A 20,453-nucleotide genomic window follows, 5' to 3' on the forward strand; every position below is an offset into this window, starting at 1 on the left:
GTCAATCCTTCTTTCTATAAATTCCGTTGAAAGTTTCGGTAAGTAGTTTGTCGTTTTCGTCCATTATTTCCCATAACTGGCTAACGCTTCCATCCTGGTTTCTGGTCCAGGTGATCTGGTTGTAGTAATTGCCTTTTTTGTCTTTTACCATTTGGCTTTTTAGTACCATTTTTCCGGGTTCAGCCTTTCCTTTTAATTTCAGAATGGTGCCTATATTGCTGACCCATAACTGGTTCCAGGTTTCATCTTTAGGATCGTAATAATTGAAGCTTTTGCCAGATCCGCCGCGATCGCCCTGCCAGTTCTCGCTAACAAGACAATTGTTCTCCAGTTTTTTAATGTGGTTTTCTCCCAGTTTTTCTCCTTCTTCATTAAAGACTTCCCATTCCCCCAGCCAAAAATCGAATTGATTATGTTGTTGAGTGCAACAGGCGCAATCTTCCTGGGCAAAAAGCCATACCGGAAGAAATAAGAGACAGAAAACCGTGAGATATTTCATGAAAATCGAATTTGTTTCGATTAAAAGTAATGAAAAAACGGTATTCTATTCTTCCACACTTAGCAGCGCTTCATCAGATCCATCAATATCATCAGCCTCTGCCAGTTCCTCGTGGTTTTTCTCCCTTCGTTTTTTATCCTGTAAGAGTTCATAAGCAAGGTAGCCACCGGCGATCAATGCGCCAGCCGCAATTCCTACATTTCCACCCCTCACGGCAGCTTTTTTTCCCGCTTTAAAAATAAAGCCTCGAATGGCAAATTTTCCTGCTAGTTTTAAAATATGTGCTAAGCTCATAATTGTGATTTTTAAGATTTCTTTGTTGGTTTTACAAGTAACTCGTTTACGTTTACCATTTCAGGTTGAGATATGGCATAAAAGACAGCATTGGCGATATGCTCGGGTTTCAACTTTGGCTCGTCGCCGCCATAATCCTTGTCTTCGAGTAATTCCTCGTCGGTAATATCTTCACGCAAATCGGTGTCAACTGTTCCGGGTTCTATTGCAGTAACCCTAATGTTGAATTCAGGTGAAAGCTCCATTCGCATTGCTCTCGAAAGTTCAATGACCGCTGCCTTGGACGCCCCGTATATGGCACCGCCCTGGTAGATCTCCTTTCCGTCTACCGAAGCAATATTAACAATATGCCCTCCTTTATTGGCCTTCATGCTGGGTAGTACCGCGTAAATACATCGCAATGTTCCCTTTACATTCACCTCTACGGTAGACAACCATTCATCCAAATGCCTGTTCTTTAGATAGGTCAAAGGCATAATTCCAGCCGAGTTCACCAGTATATCTATTCGCCCGTAGATCTCCATAATATTATTGAAACCCCTGGTAACACTTTCGGTAGAACTTACATCTAGCTCTAGCACTTCACTTTTAAAGGGAAGTTCTTGTTGTATCTGCGCAAGTTTTTCTGTACTCCGGCTGGCGAGAACGACGATGTATTTTTCTTCGGAAAGTTTTTTTGCGATCGCCTTTCCAATCCCGCTGCTCGCACCGGTGATCAATGCTACTTTCTCTTTCATTTTTGGTATGTTTTGGCAATCCTTTAATATGAAGAATAGGAATGGAAATTGCGTTAAAATTCATTCAAATAACAGATTTTTAACTCCATTGAACTATCCTTTATATTTGTTCGTTATATTTTATATTCGCAAAAAAATGTATGCTTTTGAAAACCTATAGGTATTTCCTGTTTTTTTTGATTTGCACTGCCATTTCCTGCTCAAAGGATGATTTAAGTTCGGGTGTTGAAACTTCCTCTACGGCACATCTATATGCAACAGGTGGATCTGGACTGGTTAAGAGATACGATATTAACACAGGGGAGGTTACCACCTATAATACGGGTGCTGTAAATGCTTCAGGGATCAAATTCTCGGCCGAGGGAGACGGATTTAGCCTGGTTTCTGCTGGCAATTCCAGGCTGGAATTCTTTTCAGATATAAGTATGATCCAATCTGGTGTCACAACAGATATTGAAGCAGATTATGGAGGGACTGATGATCTGGAAAACCCAAAAGATCTTGCAATAAATGGTAACTTCTATGTGGTTTCAGATAATACCGACCTCGATGGAGATGAAACCACGGCCGAGGGCAGGTTGTTCATTTATTTCAAAAATTCTGGAAATTATATTTTACGCAACGTGGTCACTACCCGTTTTAAGGTGTGGGGCATCGAATTTGTAGGAAATGACCTGTACGCTGCGGTAGATGAGACCAACAGGCTTGCCGTTTATAGAAATTTTCTTTCTACCCATACTTTAAACAGGATCATTACTGCCGATAAACATGTGGGCTTCCAGGGTTTGTTACAGATGCATGGGCTGGATTTCGAAGATGGAACCATGGTTCTTTCAGATATTGGTGAAATGGAATCCAACTCAGATGGTGCCATTCATATAGTAGAGGACTTTGTTTCAAAATTCGAAACGGCAGCTCCAGGCGGGTTTGTTCAGGCCGATCAGCAAAAACGGATTGCTGGAGGTAATACGCTTTTGGGAAATCCGGGTGACCTTGTCTATGACTCTGCCTATAACGTCGTTTTTGTAGCTGAAACTACCAATGGCAGCGGGCGCATCCTTGCCTTTAACGATGCCCGCGATAAGGAAGGTAATCTGGCGCCAGATCTCAGGTATGATTTTTCAGGTGTAACTTCACTGTTTTATCATACGCAATAAGCAGAATACTAAGCCTTTCCAGATTTTTTTAACGGAGTAAATCCTTGAAAAACAAGGTGTTTTCCTACTCCTTCCTGGCCTTTTTAAAGTTCGTTTAACAGGTGGAATAAAAATTTGCCATACTTTTGCAATTATAAACCAACAGATTTATGGCGAAGAATTTAGTGATAGTAGAGTCTCCTGCAAAGGCCAAAACCATCGAAAAGTTTCTGGGGAAGGACTATAAGGTCGCTTCCAGTTTTGGTCATATCGCCGATTTACCTACCAAGGAGATCGGGGTAGACACTGAGGGAGATTTTACACCTAAATATATAGTATCAAAAGATAAGAAGGATGTTGTTAGGAAGCTAAAAGGTCTTGCTAAGGACGCCGAAATGGTCTGGTTAGCGAGTGATGAAGACCGGGAAGGGGAGGCGATTGCCTGGCACCTGGCTGAGGAATTGAAATTGAAGGACGAAAAGACCAAACGTATCGTATTTCACGAGATTACCAAATCAGCAATTCTGAATGCGATAGATAATCCCAGAGGTATAGATTACAATCTTGTAAATGCCCAGCAGGCCAGGCGAGTACTGGATAGGCTGGTGGGATATGAGCTTTCTCCGGTACTATGGAGAAAAGTTAAAGGTGGTCTTTCGGCAGGAAGGGTGCAATCGGTAGCTGTGCGATTGATCGTGGAAAGAGAGCGTGAAATTCAGGATTTTGAGCCGGAAGCCTCTTATAGAATAGATGCCGAATTCATTACCGAGGACGGCAAAAGCTTCAAGGCTAAGATTCCGAAGAACTTTGAGACCAAAGAAGAAGCTGAACAGTTTCTCAAAGATAATATAGGTGCTAAATTCAAGGTTGCCGATCTTACCACCAAACCGGCGAAAAAGAACCCGGCTCCGCCATTTACCACTTCAACCCTGCAACAGGAAGCTGCGCGAAAGCTTTATTTTTCGGTTAGCAAGACCATGACGATGGCTCAGCGTCTTTACGAAGCGGGTCATATTACCTATATGAGAACAGACAGCGTGAACCTTTCCGAAGATGCAAGAAAAGGAGCCAAGGCTGAAATCTTGAAGGCTTACGGAGATAAATACTCCAAGTCGCGACAATTCAAGGGGAAATCCAAGGGAGCACAGGAAGCTCACGAGGCCATACGGCCCACCAGTTTTGCCAAACACAGCATTTCTGGTGATCGCGATCAGCAACGTTTATATGAATTGATCTGGAAAAGAGCCATTGCTTCCCAAATGAGCGATGCTCAATTGGAGCGAACCAATGTGAAGATCGAAGCCGATAAACATGATAATCTTTTCACCGCTAATGGTGAGGTGCTGAAATTCGACGGATTCCTGAAAGTGTACCTAGAAGGAAACGATGAGGAAGATGAAGAACAAGGCGGAATGCTGCCGGCATTAAAGCAGGGTCAGCCGCTTGAAAATGAATTTATAACTGCAACCGAAAGGTTTACCCGTCCCCCGTACAGGTATACCGAAGCATCGCTTGTGAAAAAGTTGGAAGAATTGGGCATTGGGCGACCTTCTACTTACGCGCCAACTATTTCCACCATTCAGTCGAGAAACTATATTGAAAAAGGTTCGGTAGACGGAACAGAGCGCGAATATGTGCAGTTCAGGCTTAAAAATGATAAGCTGGATGAGAAAAAATTAAGCGAAACCGTTGGAAGTGATAAAGGGAAATTAGTACCCACTGCAACTGGGATGGTGGTTAATGACTTTTTGGTAAATCATTTCTCTAATATTCTGGACTATAACTTCACGGCTAAAGTCGAGCAAAGTTTTGATAATATCGCTGAAGGGAACGAGGAATGGACGGCAATGATGAAGGAGTTCTATAAGGATTTTCATCCTCACGTTCAGGATGTCGCTAAAAATGCCGACCGTGAAGTGGGCGAGCGAATCCTTGGAGAAGATCCTGAAACTGGGAAGCCCGTAAGCGTGCGTTTAGGGAAATTCGGGCCAATGGTTCAAATTGGAAGTGTTGAGGATGATGAAAAGCCAAAATTTGCCAGTCTAAGTCCAGACCAGAATATGGAAACCCTTACCTATGAAGAGGCTATGGACCTTTTTAAGCTGCCTAAAACACTAGGGGAATACAAAGGCGAGACTGTAGAGGTTAATAATGGAAGATACGGTCCCTATGTTCGTTTTGGTAAGAAATTCGTTTCTCTTGAGAAAGGCGAAGACCCTATGAATGTTGATTTTGACAGGGCGATGGAGCTGATCAAGGAAAAGGAAAAAGCCGATGCTCCAATTTATGAGTATAAGGAATTGCCGGTTCAGAAAGGGGTGGGCAGGTTTGGTCCCTATCTTAAATGGAACAACATGTTCATCAATGTGAACAAGAAATATGATTTTGATAATCTTTCTGAAGCCGATATCGAGGAACTTATCGAAGACAAACTGAAAAAGGAGCGCGAGAAGATCATCCATAACTGGGAAGATGAAGGTATAAGGGTAGAAAAGGCCAGGTGGGGAAGGTTCAATGTAATTAAAGGAAAAACCAAGGTTGAACTACCAAAGACCACAAAAGCCGATGAACTCACTCTTGAAGAAGTGAAGGATATTCTGGAAAAAAGCGGTAAGACCAAGAAGAAAACGACCCGAAAAAAGACGACCAAAAAGAAATCTACGAAAAAGAAATAGCCTATGGATTACGATTTTCTTTGTCCGGTAGCCAATGAACTGCTGGACGAGATTCGCAATTTAAATTCCCAGACTATAGGAGCGCAACTTAAGGTTCATTCAGAAATTTCAGGAATTCCGGAAATTGAAGATGTGCAGGTTGCGATTTTTGGGGTCAGGGAAAATCGCCGGTCTAATTCCGGTTCCTCAGCACCTGTTTTTACTGAAATTAGAAGAAGTTTTTATAGCCTGTATCCTGGTAACTGGGGGCTAAGGCTTGCCGATCTTGGGGATATCGAGGCAGGTGCCACCGCCGAAGATACTTATTTTGCGGTACAGCTGCTCGTTGAAAGACTGGTGAAGGAGGATGTAATACCTGTTATTTTAGGAGGGAGCCAGGATCTTGTTTATGCTCAGTACAGGGCCTATGATAAACTGGATCAGATGGTTAACCTTGTAAATGTCGATAAAAAGTTCGATCTTGGCGACGCTGATAAGGCGATAAGCAATGAATCTTTTGTAGGAAAAATCGTAGTAGATAAGCCTTATAATTTATTTAATTATACCACGGTTGGTTATCAAACTTATTTCAATTCCCAGGAAGAAATCGAATTGATGGAGCGATTGTTCTTTGAAGCATACCGGTTAGGAGGGGTAACGTCAGATTTGTCGCTCATGGAGCCCATTTTTAGAAATGCCAATCTTGTAAGTATGGACCTGGGAGCAATAGATTCAGCCAGTCTGCAATCAGGAGTGTATAATTCACCTAATGGTTTCAATGGAAGGGAGATCTGCGCCCTTGCCAGGTATGCGGGTATTAGTGATAAAGTCTCCTCTTTTGGTATTTATGAATACCAGAGGGAACTTGGAAGCCTTGCTAACATGCTGGTGGCCCAGATAGTCTGGTATTTTATTGAGGGCGTAAATTATAGGTCTAATGAAAATACTATTTCTGCCAAAAAAGAGTTTATAAAATATCAGGTACCGATTGATGATGAGATCCTGGTGTTTTTTAAAAGCCCGCGAAGTGGGCGCTGGTGGATAGAAATACCATTTTTATCGACCGTAAATACTAAATTAAAAAGGCATACGTTATTACCTTGCAGTGAGGAAGATTATATAGAAGCCTGCAACCAGGTAATTCCGGAAAGATGGTATAAAGCAAAAAGAAAAAACGAAGTCTAAAAATTGTACTCAGGCATTAATCTGATTTACGCTATTTTTATCTGAAATATTGTTTTTTAGAAAATATTTAGATAGGTTTACTGCCGTAAATCAAAATGTCTTAACCTAAGATAATTATGAAGAAGTTTATTTCGCTCATCGCTGTTATGGCTTTGCTTTCCAGTTGTGGAGGTGGAGATCGTGGACAGTTAGTAGGTGCGGAGGGGAAGAAGTGGAATCCGGAGAAACCTTATGGTATGACATTGATCCCCGGTGGTTCATTCATCATGGGGAAATCTGATGATGACATTGCAGGGCAGAAGAATGCACCTCCTAAAACAGTTACGGTGCGTTCGTTCTATATGGATGAGACCGAAATTACCAATTCAGAATATAGGCAATTCGTAAATTATGTACGGGACTCTATCATTAGGGTTAACCTGGCGATAATGGCTGAAATGCAGGGCGCTACTCCTGGCGATGATGCTATTGGAGAATATGCCTTTGCTGATGCAGAAGAAGGCGATATGACTCCTTACGAAGAGTATATGCTGAATACGTATGGCCAGGGTGGTCCTACCGATGATTATGCGAACAGAAGACTGAACAAGAATATCGATATTATCTGGGATACCCAGGATTACCCAGATGTATATTACGCAGAGGTAATGGATTCGATGTACATTCCTCTTGACGAGGTGTATAATGGCCAGCGTACCATTGATGTTAAAAAACTTAAATTCCAGTATTCCTGGATGGATATTCAGGCTGCAGCCAGGGCCCAGGGAAATCGTAGTAACTTCATCAAAAAGGAAGAAGTGATGGTTTACCCGGATACTACTGTTTGGATCAAAGACTTCAATTATTCGTATAACGAGCCTATGCACAATGATTATTTCTGGCATAGTGCTTTTGATGATTACCCGGTGGTAGGTGTTTCCTGGAAGCAGGCTAGAGCCTTTACCCAGTGGAGAACGAAATACCATAACGACTTCCGTCGTCAAAAAGGTGATGCTAATGTGCCATCATATAGACTTCCTACCGAAGGTGAGTGGGAATACGCTGCACGTGGTGGTCTTGAGGGAGCTTCCTATCCATGGGGAGGACCTTATACCTTAAACGATCGTGGATGTTTTATGGCAAACTTTAAGCCTTTGCGAGGTGACTATGCAGCCGATCAGGCTCTTTATACCGTTGAGGCTAAATCTTACGACCCGAATGACTATGGCCTGTATAATATGGCCGGAAATGTCGCAGAATGGGTCGATTCTTCATACGATCCGGGATCTTATGAGTATATGTCTACGATGAACCCAACCGTTAACAACCCCGAAGATCGTAGAAAAGTAGTGAGGGGAGGATCCTGGAAGGATGTTGCTTATTTCCTTCAGGTAAGTTCCAGGGACTATGAATACATGGACTCTGCAAGGAGTTATATCGGATTTAGAACCGTTCAGGACTATCTGGGAACAGATGTGACCCTGAATCAGGATAACCGATAATAAAAACTGAACACTTAAACCTATTTATATCAATTATTAAGAAAATCTAAACATTAAGAGTTATGGCAAATTCAAGATCGACTAAAAAGCTTACCAATATGGTGTATGGGCTTGGAGCATCTGTGGTTATCCTGGGTGCACTTTTCAAAATCATGCACTGGCCTGGTGGAAACGAAATGTTAATTATTGGTCTTATCGTAGAGGCGTTGGTATTCGCTTATTCTGCGTTCGAACCAGTAGATGATGAATTGGACTGGAGCCTTGTTTATCCTGAATTAGCCGGTGGCGATTCAAGAAGAAAAGAGGCTGTGGTTGTAGAAGAGAAAGAAGCTGAAGGAATGCTTTCTAAAAAACTTGATGCTATGCTTAAGGAAGCTAAGCTGGATGCCAGCCTTATGGCTTCTCTTGGAGAGAGCATTAAAAACTTCGAAGGAGCCGCGAAAGGTATTGCCCCTACCGTAGATTCTATGGCTTCTCAGAAGAAATACAGCGAGGAGCTTGGAGTAGCTGCCGCTCAAATGGAAACTTTAAATAACCTTTATAAAGCTCAGGTGGAATCGGCTTCACGTCAGGCAGAGATCAACAACGAAGTGGTTGAGAACGCCAGCAGACTGAAAGCTCAAATGGATTCCCTTGCCGATAATATGGCTCACCTGAACAATGTTTATGGAGGCATGCTTACCGCTATGAATGGTAGAGCAACTTCCAGAGTCTAATTAACCGACTTTAAATTAAATTATTTATCAATTTAAAAAGAACTAATTAGACATGGCATCTGGAAAACAATCGCCACGGCAAAAGATGATTAACCTGATGTATCTGGTTTTCATCGCCATGATGGCACTTAATATGTCCAAGGAGGTTTTGACGGCCTTCGGACTTATGAACGAAAAATTAGATGAGACCTCTGCCAATTTCGCTGAAAGAAATCAGGCGTTAATGGCAGGACTCGATATGAAAGTGGAAGAACAACCTGCAAAGTATACTTCTATTAAAGAGGATGCCGACAGAATTCACCAGCTTTCGACCGAACTTAGTGAATATATCGAAGGGGTTAAGGATGAGCTTAAAGCTTCTGTAGACGATCCAACCGATTACGAGACCATGGATAAATCTAATGCAATGGATGAAATGTTCTTCCAGAGCGGAAGGGTTTCTCCAAGAGGTCAGGAATTCGTAGATCAGATAGATCAGTACAGGGAGGGTGTAGCGCAGATCCTAAGTGAGGATTATCCTGCGATTGCCTCCAAGGTAAACCTGCAACAGGAATTTTCTACCCAGGAAGTTACCAACAGGGAAAATGTAACCCAACCATGGTTGTACTATCATTATGCTGGATTCCCATTGATCGCTTCTATTACCAAGCTTACTCAAATGCAGGCTGATATTAAAAGTACTGAAAGTGAGATTTTATCAAGTATGTTCTCTGGTCAGTTAGAAAGTGATGTGTCACTTACAAACTATCAGGCCATCGTAGTACCAGATAAGACAGCTTTCTTTAGTGGTGAGAACTTTACTGGTAAAGTAGTGTTAGGTCGTGTTGACCAGACTTTACAGTTCGAAAATGTGATCATTAATGGTCAGAAAGTACAAAGTACCGAAGCTGGACAGGTTATGTTAGACTTTCCTGCTGGTAATGTTGGTGAAAAAGAAATCACTGGTGAGCTTCAGTTTCAGGAAGGCGACTCTTTAGTAAGAATTCCTGTAAAAAGTTCTTATGCAGTAATTCCTAAACCAAATTCTGCAGTTATTTCAGCAGATAAGATGAACGTGGTATATCGTGGGGTTCAAAACCCGATGACTATTTCAATCCCGGGAGTTGGAAGTGTTTCAGCTAATGCTCCGGGGCTTAGGGCTGCCGGTGGTGCTGGAAGTTATGTAATGGATGTTACTACCCTTCAGGCCAGAGAGGTGACCATTAATGTAAGTGGTCAATTACCAGGCGGAGAAACGGTATCAGATAGCAAAACTTTCAGGGTAAAGGATATTCCAAGACCGGTAGGAACTATACGTGGTGAAGACGGTTCGGTTTCTATGCAAAGAAACAGTCTGGAGATCGCAAACGTAGGTGCTGCCTTACCAGACTTCGATTTCGATCTTAACCTGAATGTAACTGGATTTAAATTTAAAGTACCGGGCCAGCCTACTATCCAGGTTAATGGAAGCAGGCTTGACGACAGGGCTAAAGCGGCTCTAAGACGTGCCGGAAGAGGAGAATCTGTTCAGATCTATGATATCAACGCTTCCCTTGCTGGTAACTCCAGCTATAAGCTAAAAAAGGTAGCTCCTGTAATTATTGAGCTTACAAACTAAAAGAATATTAAAATGAGCTTGAAGAAATTATTTGTATTTGGATTTGTGATGATGGCTGGGGTATCTTCTTTCGGTCAGGCAAATATCCTGAACGCCAATAAGCCTGAAGATATCGGGAAAAAATCGGAAGCTCAGGCAATGGTAGACAAGGAAGATAAACCACTGGAATACGGCTACGTGGGAGATCGCGATATTCTATGGTCTAAAGGGACCTGGGAGATCATCGATCTTGATGAGCGTGTTAATTTTCCGTTGTATTATCCTATAGATACCAACAATATTGGAACCAACAGGAGAGCTCTTTACGATGTACTGGTAAAGGCTATTAAAAGCGGTAAGATCGAAAATGTCTATGCCGATTCATATTTTACTGAAAAAAGAACTCTGAAGGATATCAGTGCCACTTTATCTAAAATTGATACGACCGATCTTGGTATCGAGCAGTACAATGCCGGTGAAGAGGTGGATGCGCAGTTTATAGATCGTCGTGATCTTGGTGCTGCCGATATCGCCGAATATCATATTCGTGGTCTTTGGTATTTCGATAAGCGTTTAGCTGAATTGAAATATCGTATCCTGGGGATTGCGCCAGTTGCTCCCGATGTGAACTTCATCGATTCAGGTCAAACCGATCTTGTTGAATTATTCTGGGTTTGGTATCCCGATGCTCGTGAAGTGCTTCACGACGCAAAGGTTTTTACTGGAGGTAACACTTCGCAGACCATTTCGTTTGATCACCTGCTCAATTCGAGAAGGTTTGACGGAATTATTTATAAAGAAGACAACGTTCAGGGAGATCGTGAGATCGACGAATACATAGTTGATAATGCTTTTATGCAATTGCTGGAATCGCAGCGAATCAAAGAGCAGATCAGGAACTTCGAACAGGATATGTGGAGTTATTAAACTTCAGAAAGTATATGAAAGAGCGCCCTTCAAAAAGGGCGCTTTTTTTATGTCTATTTTTGAAATTGAACCTGAGGCTTAATATCTTTAACCCATGCTTGATTATATAGTAGTTGGTCTTGGTCTTAGCGGACTGGCAGTTTCAGAAGAACTGGAAAAGCGGAACAGGAGTTTCGTTGTTTTTGATGATCACTCCCAGAATTCTTCTTATGTGGCAGGTGGGATCTTCAATCCGGTGGTCTTAAAGCGTTTTACACTGGCCTGGAAGGCCGATGAGCAGTTGAAAATTTCCATTCCTTTTTATAAAAACCTGGAAGACAAACTTCAGCAGAAGTTTATTAATAATTGGAATATTTATCGTCGGTTCCATTCGGTAGAAGAACAGAATGAGTGGTTCGTAGCTGCAGATAAGCCCGGCCTTTCCCGGTTTCTTGATCCTGGTTTAAAGAAGAATACCAATCCTAATCTCGACGTACCATATTCATTTGGGATGGTTCAGCAAACCGGGAATATTGAAACCGAAGACCTGCTTAATAACTATATAACTTATCTTCAAAAGAATGATAGCTTTATAAATGAACGCTTTGATTATTCTAAATTGGTGAGCCGGGATGGTTTTGTAGAATATAAAGATTTGAAGGCCAGAAATATTATTTTTTGCGAAGGCTTCGGAATACGAAATAACCCATATTTCAGTTACCTGCCGTTGCGCGGGAACAAAGGGGAGTATATCACTATTTATTCTGAAGATTTAGATCTTGATTTTGCCATCAAATCTTCTGTTTTTATCATGCCCTTAGGCAATCATCTCTATAAGGTTGGAGCCACTTATGATCACCAGGATAAAACGCCAGGGGTGACAGGCCAGGCCAGGGAAAAGCTCGTTAAGCAGCTTGGTTCCATAATTAAATGTGATTTTGAGGTGGTGGACCAGGTAGCGGGGATTCGTCCCGCAGTGGCCGATCGCAGGCCCCTGGTAGGAGCGCACCCCGAAATTAAGAATATGTTCTGTTGTAATGGTTTTGGAAGCAGGGGTGTGCTCATAGCTCCCAGCATGGCTCCTAAATTACTTGATCTTATGGAGAAGGATGTTCCGTTAGACAGCGAGATCGATCTTCAAAGATTCACTAAGAAACACTATAAGCCGTCTTAATTCTTTCCCGCTTTTTTATCATAGTTCATAAAAAGATTGATCCAGATATTCCTGGATAATCTCATGATAACCGGCATTAAAAATAACAGGGTAAATACAATGGTGAAGAACGAAGCCAGTAAGCTGGCGCCAAAGAAGTAATACGCGATGATAAATGCTGCTACTGCGAACGCCACGCCAACGCCGTAGCTCACATACATGGCTCCGTAAAAAAAGGAGGGTTCAATCTTATATTTGGTGCCGCAATTAGAACATTTTTCATGCATTTTTAAAGTATCCTTAAGCTTATAGGGATTTTTTGTCACATACATGCTTTCTTCCTGGCATACAGGGCAGGTGCCCGTGAAAATGCTGTAAATACTGGTGCCTTTAAGTAAACCCATCTTATTTTTTTTACAACCCAAATTTAGGCATCTTTGCAGCGATTTTAAAGTAACATTCATTACAAAATGCTGAATATTCATAATCTATCTGTTTCATTTGCCGGGGAGTATCTCTTTAAAGAGATCAGTTTTAGGCTTGGAGCTGGAGACAGGGTAGGATTAATAGGAAAGAACGGAGCCGGAAAATCCACCATGCTGAAGATCATAGCCGGGGAGCAGGAATACGATACGGGGCAGATCGCGAAAGACAAGGAGCTGAAAATAGGTTTCTTAAAGCAGGATCTGGATTTTGAGAAAGGCCGTACCGTGATCGAGGAAGCTCACCAGGCGTTTACAGAGATCAAGACACTGGAAAAGAGAATGGCTCATATCAACGAGCAGCTGGCTACCCGCACCGATTATGAAAGCGAATCTTATAATGACCTTATCCAAGAACTTAGCGAGGTCACTCATCAATACGAGATCATTGGGGGCTATAATTATGAAGGGGAGACTGAAAAGGTCCTGCAGGGACTCGGATTTCAACGCGAGGATTTCGATAAGCCAACCGAAACCTTTTCCGGAGGATGGCGAATGAGGATCGAACTGGCAAAACTTCTGCTTCAGAATAATGATATTCTCCTTCTGGATGAGCCTACCAACCACCTGGATATTGAAAGTATTATCTGGTTGGAGAGCTTTTTGAATAATTATCCAGGCTCGGTTATGCTGGTTTCTCACGATAAGATGTTCCTGAATAATGTGACCAACAGGAGTATCGAGATCTCCCTGGGTAATATTTATGATTACCGAAAACCATATTCCGAATTCATGGAATTCAGAACGGAACTCAGGGAACAGCAACTGGCTGCGCAGAAGAATCAACAAAAGGAGATTGAAAATACCGAAAAACTGATCGATAAGTTTCGTGCCAAGGCCAGCAAGGCTTCCATGGCCCAGTCGCTGATCAAAAAACTGGAGAAGATAGACCGTATCGAAGTAGACGAAGATGATAATGCGGTGATGGCTGTGAATTTCCCGGTTTCTGTGAACCCAGGGAAAGTAGTTATCGAGGCGGAGCATCTTGAAAAATCTTATGGTGATAAGACCGTGCTGGACGATATTAACCTGATGATCGAGCGCCAAAGCAAGATCGCTTTTGTTGGGCAGAACGGCCAGGGAAAAACCACGCTGGCTAAGATCATCGTGGGAGAGATCCCTCATAAGGGAAAACTGAAACTGGGGCATAATGTGCAATTAGGTTATTTTGCACAGAACCAGGCCGAATACCTGGACGGTAACAAGACCGTGCTTGAAACCATGATCGATTCTGCAAACGAAAAGAACAGGACCAGGGTACGTGATATGCTGGGTTCATTTCTATTTCGTGGTGACGAGGTTGAGAAAAAAGTGAAAGTACTTTCAGGAGGGGAGCGAAACAGGCTCGCGCTGTGTAAGATGTTGCTGGAGCCTTTCAACGTGCTCGTAATGGATGAGCCTACCAACCACCTGGACATTAAATCAAAGAATGTTCTAAAAGAAGCACTTACCCGTTTTGAGGGAACGCTAATCATGGTCTCTCACGACAGGGATTTTCTTCAGGGTCTCACCGGGAAGGTATATGAATTCAGAAATCACCAGATCAAGGAATACCTGGGCGATATAGATTATTACCTGGAACAGCGAAAGCTGCAGGATATGCGTGAAGTTGAAAAGAGCGATAAGGTTAAAAAACAGAAGAAGTTTTCTGGTGATTCCGAAAAAAGATCTTTCACAGACCAGAAGGAGGTAAAAAGGTTGAAGAATCGCCTTAGCAAGACCGAAGCCAAGATCACCAAGCTGGAAAAGGAGCTGAAAGCCAAGGATAAAGAGCTGGCTGAGAATTACCAGGCCACAGCTACCAAACCCGATTTTCTTAACAACTATAATGCTTCAAAAAAGAAGCTCGAAAAACTGATGCAGGAGTGGGAGGAGATTCAGCTGGAACTGGATCAAATGAACTAAAAAAAACTCCATAAAATTTCTTTTTGATTTAAACCAATGGGACTAATAAGCGTCCTATGTACACTATGGATAAACGCAAGATCATTCTTTCTGCTCTTGGCCTACTGCTAATCGTGGGAGCTGTATTTGGAGCTAAGTACATTATTGATAGCAATGTAAAGGAAAAACCGCCGGTAACTAAAACGGTAAAAAGTGTTTTTATAGATACGGTGAAGAACCGTGTCGTGCCTATCGTTGTACCCGCTAATGGTAATATCACCGCATTGCACAAACTGGAACTTTTTTCTGAAGTACAGGGAATATTTCGTTACAGCAGTAAGGATTTCAGGCCTGGACAGCCTTATAATAAAGGGCAGGTCCTGCTTAGCATAGATGCTGAAGAATACCGCGCAGGTGTCCAGTCGGCTAAGAGTGAGTTATACAATAATATCACCTCCATTATGCCCGATCTAAGGCTGGATTATCCTAAAGTCTTTCAGAAATGGGAAGCCTATCTCAACAGTTTTGATATGTCTAAACCCGTTCCTTCGCTTCCGGAATTAGAAACAGAAAAAGAGCGTTATTTTATAACTGGTCGCGGGATCGTTTCTTCCTATTATACCGTAAAAAACCTGGAAGAAAGACTTGCAAAATACACCATAGTTGCTCCTTATAACGGGATCCTTACCGAAGCACTGGTAAATAGAGGAACGTTGATAAGGCCTGGTCAAAAACTGGGAGAATTCATAGATCCAAATGTTTATGAGCTAGAGGTTTCCATCGCAAAGAAATTCAGCGACATTCTGGAAATTGGTAAAAAAGTAGAGCTTTCTAATCTCGAAGGCAATAAAACCTTTGAAGGTACAGTAAGCCGCATCAATGCAAAGGTGAACCAGGAGACCCAAAGTATCAGGGTTTATATCACTGTTCGAAATCCTGAGCTAAGTGAAGGTATGTACCTGGAAGCCAAACTGGATGCCAAGGATGAACCAGATGCCATCGAAATACCACGGGAATTGCTGGTAGAGCGTTCAAAAGTATTCGTAGTCCAGGATAGTACTTTAAACCTGGTTAACGTGAACCCGGTTTATTTTACCAATAATACGGTTGTGATCAAAGGGCTCGAAAACGGGACCCGTATACTTTCTGCCAACGTGCCAGGTGCCTATTCTGGTATGCTCGTGAAGGTTGAAGGGCAAAGGGACCTCCTTAAAAAAGAACAGTCTTGAGAAATCTCATCAATTACTTTATCAGGTTTGAGGTTGCGGTAAACGTCGTGATCATGGCTTTTGTGATCTTCGGGGTCATTGGGGTGCTAAACATGAAATCATCCTTTTTTCCGCTTCAGGAATCCAGGATCATCAATATCAGTATCGCCTACCCGGGTTCTGCTCCTGAAGAGATCGAGGAAGGGATTATCCTCAAAATTGAAGATAACCTGAAAGGACTTGAAGGGATTGATCGGGTCACTTCAGTGGCCAGGGAAAGCGGTGGATCCATCACCGTAGAGATCGAAAGAGGGGAGGACATAGACGCTATGCTAACCGAAGTTAAGAACGCGGTAGACCAGGTGCCTAACTTCCCAGGTGGAATGGAACCCCTGGTGGTGTCTAAACAGGAATTCGTCAGGGAAACCATCAGTTTTGCGGTAAGTGGTGAAAATGTGCCTTTATCGACCTTGAAAAGAATCAGTCAGCAGATCGAAAACGACCTGCGACTGCTGGACGGGGTTTCACAAATTAGCATTTCAGGTTTTCCGCAGGAGGAAATAGAAATTGCCGTTAGTGAAAACGATCTTCTGGCCTATAATCTTTCTTTTGACGAGGTAGCCCAGGCGGTACGAAATTCGAATATTCTTTCAACAGGTGGTACGATCAAGACCGAAGCAGAAGATTATCTCATTCGTGCGAACAACAGGGCTTATTATGCCGACGCACTTAATGATATTGTACTAAAATCCAATGTTTCCGGGGAGATCATCAGGCTCGGGGATATCGCCACGGTTCGAGACCAGTTTTCAGAAACACCTAATGCCCTTTATTTTAACGGGAATGTGGCGGTGAACGTATCCATTAGCAATACGAACAGCGAAGACCTGCTTTCCACGGCCGATAAGGTGAACGAATATATCGAGGAGTTCAACCAGAAAAACAGCAATGTTCAGCTGGACGTGGTGAGCGATGCTTCCATCACTCTTGGTCAGCGTACCCAGCTCCTGGTAGAGAATGGTGCCATGGGTATCTTGCTGGTACTTTTCTTTCTTTCACTCTTCCTGAACCTCAGGCTCGCATTCTGGGTTGCTTTCGGTTTACCGGTGGCTTTCCTGGGAATGTTCATTTTTGCAGGTTCGCTGGGAGTTACCATAAACGTGCTTTCCCTGTTCGGGATGATCATCGTGATCGGGATCCTGGTGGATGACGGGATCGTTATTTCAGAAAATATTTATCAGCATTCAGAAATGGGGAAAAGCCCCATTCGTGCTGCCCTTGACGGAACCATGGAAGTGGTGCCGCCTATACTTTCCGCCATTATTACAACCGTGCTGGCCTTTGCGACCTTCCTGTTCCTAGATAGCCGGATAGGAGAGTTCTTCGGGGAAGTTTCAACCGTGGTGATCCTTACCCTGGTTATTTCTCTCGTTGAAGCCCTTATAATTTTACCAGCCCACATTGCCCATTCCAAGGCTCTAAGGCGAACCAATTATAACGGGCAGCCTCAAAAAGGACCAAAAGCGATCTTTTATTATATGCGGAAGATCAATGCCTACGGAGACCGTTTTATGAGTTATATGCGTGATCGTATCTATAGCCCCGTGCTTCGGTTTGTCCTTACCCAGCAGCTTTTGGCATTTGGTATCCTGGCCGCTGTTCTTATTCTAACCATTGGGGCCATTGGCGGAAACTGGATACGGGTTACACTTTTTCCCAGTATTGCCAGTGACCGTGTGAGCATTGACCTTTTGATGCCTGAAGGTGTGAACCCTGCTCGAACAGATTCTATAATTTCGATGGTTGAGGCGGCCGCGTGGAGAGTGAATGAAGATTATACCGAGAGACAAACGGGCAACAAGCAGGTGGTTGAGAACATCATCAAAAGGGTGGGCCCTGGAAATAATAAGGCTTCCCTGCAGGTGAACCTGCTTCCTGGAGAAGAACGGGATTTTAGCTCTCCTGATATCACTAATTCGATCAGGGATGAAGTAGGCCCTGTTTACGGGGTTGAAAGTTTAACTTTTGGTTCTGGTGGGAATTTTGGTGGGTCACCGGTATCGGTTTCCCTGCTGGGAAATAACCTGCAAGAACTCGAAGCCGCCAAGGAAGAATTAAAGAACGAGCTTCAAAATAATTCACTGCTCAAGGATGTAACTGATAGTGATCCGCAGGGGATCAAGGAGATCAATGTTAGACTCAAGGACAATGCCTATGCTTTAGGTCTTGATCTTGGAGAGGTGATGAGGCAGATCAGAAACGGATTTTTCGGGGCTCAGGCTCAGCGATTCCAGAGAGGACAGGATGAGATCAGGGTTTGGGTGCGATATGATCTTGAAAACAGGTCTTCGATCAACGATCTAGACGAGATGAGACTGCTAACCCCTTCAGGTGAACGGGTACCTTTTGATGAGATCGCCAATTACGAGATCGTTCGAGGAACCGAATCCATCAGTCACCTTGACGGAATGCGAGAGATAAGGGTTTCCGCAGATATGGAGGATCCTAACGGCAGTTCTACCGAGATCCTGGAAGATATTCGCGAAAATATAATTCCACCAATCCTTGAAAAATATCCAAGTCTTACGGTTTCTTACGAGGGACAGAACCGGGAGGCAAATAAATTATCCAGCTCTGCGGGCAAGGTTATTCCAATCATTTTATTCCTCATATACGCGACGATTGCGTTCACCTTTAGAAGCTACAGTCAGCCTTTCCTGTTAATGATCATGATCCCGTTTAGTATAATCGGCGTGGCCTGGGGTCACTGGTTGCATGATTTTCCTATCAATGTACTTTCTGCATTGGGTATCATTGCCCTGGTCGGGATTATGGTGAACGACGGGCTGGTGTTAATTGGAAAATATAACAGTTTCCTCCGGGAGGGAATGGAATTCAAAAAAGCACTTTTTGAAGCTGGAAGATCGAGGTTTCGAGCCATTTTCCTTACCTCGCTTACTACCATAGCAGGGCTTGCACCATTATTGCTGGAAAAAAGCAGGCAGGCACAGTTTCTTAAGCCTATGGCTATTTCTATTTCCTATGGTATAGCCGTAGCAACCATTTTAACCTTGTTACTGCTGCCTTTGTTGCTTTCTATTAGCAATTCGGTTAAAGTAGGCGGAAGATGGCTTAAAACAGGCCAGAAACCTTCAAGAGAAGAAATGGAACGAGCTATCAAAGAGAAAAACGAAGAAGCGAAACATGAGAGTAACACATAGCCTAGGTCTTTTATTTATTGTTTTCTTATCATCTTTTCCTGCTTTTAGCCAGGAAAGTGTCTTAACCAAAGATGAAGTGATCGCCAGGGCGCTGGAGGAGAATTTCGGGATAAAGATCGCCAGGAACGATGTTGAGGTTGCTGAAAATAACCAGAGCATCTGGAATTCAGGCTACCTGCCTTCACTTACGGGCCTTGCCGGCGCTAGTTACGATATCAATGATCGTCTTACCGAACCTGAAGATCGTGAACCCTTCGAGCAGACCAATATTGAAAATAACCGGTATAATGCCAGTCTCAATGTGGATTATACGCTATTCGATGGGCTTGGCAGGCTTTACAATTTTAAAAGCCTGAAAGAACAATACGACCTTTCCCAACTGCAGGCCAGGGAAACCATAGAAAATACCATTCTCCAGATCATGAGCGTGTACTACGAGATCGCACGATTGACAGAGAATGTTGGAGTGCTTGAACAAGGCCTTGAAATTTCACAGGAAAGGGTCACCAGGGCCAAGTACCAGTTCGAATATGGCCAGGCTAACAATCTCCTTGTGCTGAACGCGAAAGTTGATGTGAATAGCGATAGTATTGCTCTTATTGAGGCTGAACAGCAGCTGGCTAATACCAAGCGTGATTTGAACGTGCTTCTTGACAGGGAGATCAGCAATAACGAATTTAGCGTGGATACTACGGTGAATTTCATTCCGGAGCTACAATTGGAGTCATATATCGATGAGGCCAGGATCAATAATGTTTCCCTGCTTCAAATAGAAAAAAACCTTGAGATCAGCGATTATGATATCAAGATCAATAAATCTGGGTATTTACCTATTATTGACCTGAATGGATCATATGGGTGGAACAGGAACCGAAGTGCAGCTTCGGCCTTCTTCCCGGGGTCTACGACTACCAGTGATGGATTCTCTGCCGGGGTAAGCCTTAGGTGGGATATCTTTGACGGAGGTGCCAGGCGGGTTCGCATTAAGAATTCACAGATCAGGTTTGAGAATCAGGAGATCTTACTGGAGCAGATAAAAAGCGAGGTAGAACGGGATATCCTGAATGCATTGGGTAACTATGAGAATAAACTGTATATTCTCAATGTGCAGGAGGAGAATGTCGCCACCAACCTGGATAACTTCAACCGTTCTTCAGAACAGTATAAACTTGGGCGAATCACTTCCATCGAATTTCGCCAGGCACAGATCAACTTGCTGAATGCCAAGACCAATTTCAACCTGGCAAAATATGATGCTAAATTGGCCGAATTGCAGGTGCTTCAGTTAACCGGTCAGTTGTTGAATGTAGAATTGTAGGTT

Annotated in this window: 16 protein-coding genes; 12 read left to right on the top strand and 4 right to left on the bottom strand. The window is 43.0% G+C overall.

Features of this window, described 5'->3' with window-relative positions:
* Nucleotide 1: 1 nt before the first annotated feature.
* Genes MKO06_RS06725 through MKO06_RS06735 form a run of 3 tightly spaced genes read right to left on the bottom strand, consistent with a single transcriptional unit; the run spans nt 2 to nt 1,530 of the window.
* Nucleotides 2-499, bottom strand: coding sequence for a hypothetical protein (locus tag MKO06_RS06725; protein WP_241550016.1), 498 nt, complete (start codon nt 497-499; stop codon nt 2-4).
* Nucleotides 500-544: 45 nt separating this feature from the next.
* The gene (locus MKO06_RS06730) at nt 545-793 is read right to left on the bottom strand and encodes a hypothetical protein (protein ID WP_241550018.1); all 249 of its coding nucleotides are present in this window, start codon (nt 791-793) and stop codon (nt 545-547) included.
* An 11-nt stretch (nt 794-804) separates the two neighbouring features.
* Nucleotides 805-1,530, bottom strand: a complete 726-nt coding sequence (locus tag MKO06_RS06735; protein ID WP_241550020.1) for an SDR family oxidoreductase — start codon at nt 1,528-1,530, stop codon at nt 805-807.
* A gap of 146 nt (nt 1,531-1,676) precedes the next feature.
* Here MKO06_RS06735 and MKO06_RS06740 point away from each other — a divergent pair, with 146 nt between their 5' ends.
* The 8 genes from MKO06_RS06740 to MKO06_RS06775 all read left to right on the top strand — a co-directional run bounded on the left by MKO06_RS06740 (nt 1,677) and on the right by MKO06_RS06775 (nt 12,358).
* Nucleotides 1,677-2,687, top strand: a complete 1,011-nt coding sequence (locus MKO06_RS06740) for a hypothetical protein (RefSeq protein ID WP_241550021.1) — start codon at nt 1,677-1,679, stop codon at nt 2,685-2,687.
* 149 nt (nt 2,688-2,836) lie between these two features.
* Nucleotides 2,837-5,341 (top strand): type I DNA topoisomerase, encoded by a 2,505-nt coding sequence (gene topA / locus MKO06_RS06745; protein WP_241550023.1) that lies wholly within the window; start codon nt 2,837-2,839, stop codon nt 5,339-5,341.
* A gap of 3 nt (nt 5,342-5,344) precedes the next feature.
* Nucleotides 5,345-6,505 (top strand): formimidoylglutamase, encoded by a 1,161-nt coding sequence (locus MKO06_RS06750; protein WP_241550025.1) that lies wholly within the window; start codon nt 5,345-5,347, stop codon nt 6,503-6,505.
* Between the two features lie 116 nt (nt 6,506-6,621).
* Entirely contained in the window at nt 6,622-7,986 is a 1,365-nt protein-coding gene (gene porK / locus MKO06_RS06755; protein ID WP_241550027.1) for a T9SS ring complex lipoprotein PorK/GldK, read from the top strand.
* 62 nt (nt 7,987-8,048) lie between these two features.
* Nucleotides 8,049-8,702, top strand: coding sequence for a type IX secretion system motor protein PorL/GldL (gene porL, locus MKO06_RS06760; RefSeq protein WP_241550029.1), 654 nt, complete (start codon nt 8,049-8,051; stop codon nt 8,700-8,702).
* Nucleotides 8,703-8,754: 52 nt separating this feature from the next.
* Nucleotides 8,755-10,299 (top strand): type IX secretion system motor protein PorM/GldM, encoded by a 1,545-nt coding sequence (gene porM, locus MKO06_RS06765; protein ID WP_241550031.1) that lies wholly within the window; start codon nt 8,755-8,757, stop codon nt 10,297-10,299.
* Nucleotides 10,300-10,311: 12 nt separating this feature from the next.
* Nucleotides 10,312-11,205, top strand: a complete 894-nt coding sequence (gene porN, locus MKO06_RS06770) for a type IX secretion system ring subunit PorN/GldN (RefSeq protein ID WP_241550033.1) — start codon at nt 10,312-10,314, stop codon at nt 11,203-11,205.
* Between the two features lie 94 nt (nt 11,206-11,299).
* Entirely contained in the window at nt 11,300-12,358 is a 1,059-nt protein-coding gene (locus MKO06_RS06775) for an NAD(P)/FAD-dependent oxidoreductase (RefSeq protein ID WP_241550035.1), read from the top strand.
* On the opposite strand, the gene MKO06_RS06780 is transcribed toward MKO06_RS06775, so the two are convergent.
* Nucleotides 12,355-12,741 carry a DUF983 domain-containing protein gene (locus MKO06_RS06780; protein ID WP_241550037.1) on the bottom strand — a complete coding sequence of 129 codons (387 nt, stop codon included), beginning with the start codon at nt 12,739-12,741 and terminating at the stop codon, nt 12,355-12,357. The two genes, MKO06_RS06775 and MKO06_RS06780, sit on opposite strands and share 4 nt — an antisense overlap.
* Nucleotides 12,742-12,807: 66 nt before the next feature.
* On the opposite strand from MKO06_RS06780, the gene MKO06_RS06785 reads away from it, so the two are divergent.
* From MKO06_RS06785 to MKO06_RS06800, 4 genes are read left to right on the top strand one after another with little or no spacing between them, the layout of a single operon-like run.
* On the top strand, nt 12,808-14,724 hold the full coding sequence (locus MKO06_RS06785) for an ABC-F family ATP-binding cassette domain-containing protein (RefSeq protein WP_241550039.1): 1,917 nt from the start codon (nt 12,808-12,810) through the stop codon (nt 14,722-14,724).
* A gap of 56 nt (nt 14,725-14,780) precedes the next feature.
* Nucleotides 14,781-15,932, top strand: coding sequence for an efflux RND transporter periplasmic adaptor subunit (locus MKO06_RS06790; RefSeq protein ID WP_341849949.1), 1,152 nt, complete (start codon nt 14,781-14,783; stop codon nt 15,930-15,932).
* A complete protein-coding gene (locus MKO06_RS06795; RefSeq protein ID WP_241550041.1) occupies nt 15,929-19,132 on the top strand; it encodes an efflux RND transporter permease subunit in 3,204 nt (1,067 codons plus the stop codon). Before MKO06_RS06790 ends, MKO06_RS06795 begins: the two co-directional genes overlap by 4 nt.
* A complete protein-coding gene (locus MKO06_RS06800; RefSeq protein WP_241550047.1) occupies nt 19,116-20,450 on the top strand; it encodes a TolC family protein in 1,335 nt (444 codons plus the stop codon). Before MKO06_RS06795 ends, MKO06_RS06800 begins: the two co-directional genes overlap by 17 nt.
* The last annotated feature ends 3 nt before the right edge of the window (nt 20,451-20,453 follow it).

The organism is Christiangramia oceanisediminis (assembly GCF_022570735.2).
Classification (GTDB): domain Bacteria; phylum Bacteroidota; class Bacteroidia; order Flavobacteriales; family Flavobacteriaceae; genus Christiangramia; species Christiangramia oceanisediminis.

Coding starts and splice junctions, on each gene's coding strand:
- MKO06_RS06725 (WP_241550016.1), bottom strand. CDS start 499: ATGAAATATCTCACGGTTTTCTGTCTCTTATTTCTTCCGGTATGGCTT.
- MKO06_RS06730 (WP_241550018.1), bottom strand. CDS start 793: ATGAGCTTAGCACATATTTTAAAACTAGCAGGAAAATTTGCCATTCGA.
- MKO06_RS06735 (WP_241550020.1), bottom strand. CDS start 1,530: ATGAAAGAGAAAGTAGCATTGATCACCGGTGCGAGCAGCGGGATTGGA.
- topA (WP_241550023.1), top strand. CDS start 2,837: ATGGCGAAGAATTTAGTGATAGTAGAGTCTCCTGCAAAGGCCAAAACC.
- MKO06_RS06750 (WP_241550025.1), top strand. CDS start 5,345: ATGGATTACGATTTTCTTTGTCCGGTAGCCAATGAACTGCTGGACGAG.
- porK (WP_241550027.1), top strand. CDS start 6,622: ATGAAGAAGTTTATTTCGCTCATCGCTGTTATGGCTTTGCTTTCCAGT.
- porL (WP_241550029.1), top strand. CDS start 8,049: ATGGCAAATTCAAGATCGACTAAAAAGCTTACCAATATGGTGTATGGG.
- porM (WP_241550031.1), top strand. CDS start 8,755: ATGGCATCTGGAAAACAATCGCCACGGCAAAAGATGATTAACCTGATG.
- porN (WP_241550033.1), top strand. CDS start 10,312: ATGAGCTTGAAGAAATTATTTGTATTTGGATTTGTGATGATGGCTGGG.
- MKO06_RS06775 (WP_241550035.1), top strand. CDS start 11,300: ATGCTTGATTATATAGTAGTTGGTCTTGGTCTTAGCGGACTGGCAGTT.
- MKO06_RS06780 (WP_241550037.1), bottom strand. CDS start 12,741: ATGGGTTTACTTAAAGGCACCAGTATTTACAGCATTTTCACGGGCACC.
- MKO06_RS06785 (WP_241550039.1), top strand. CDS start 12,808: ATGCTGAATATTCATAATCTATCTGTTTCATTTGCCGGGGAGTATCTC.
- MKO06_RS06790 (WP_341849949.1), top strand. CDS start 14,781: ATGTACACTATGGATAAACGCAAGATCATTCTTTCTGCTCTTGGCCTA.
- MKO06_RS06800 (WP_241550047.1), top strand. CDS start 19,116: ATGAGAGTAACACATAGCCTAGGTCTTTTATTTATTGTTTTCTTATCA.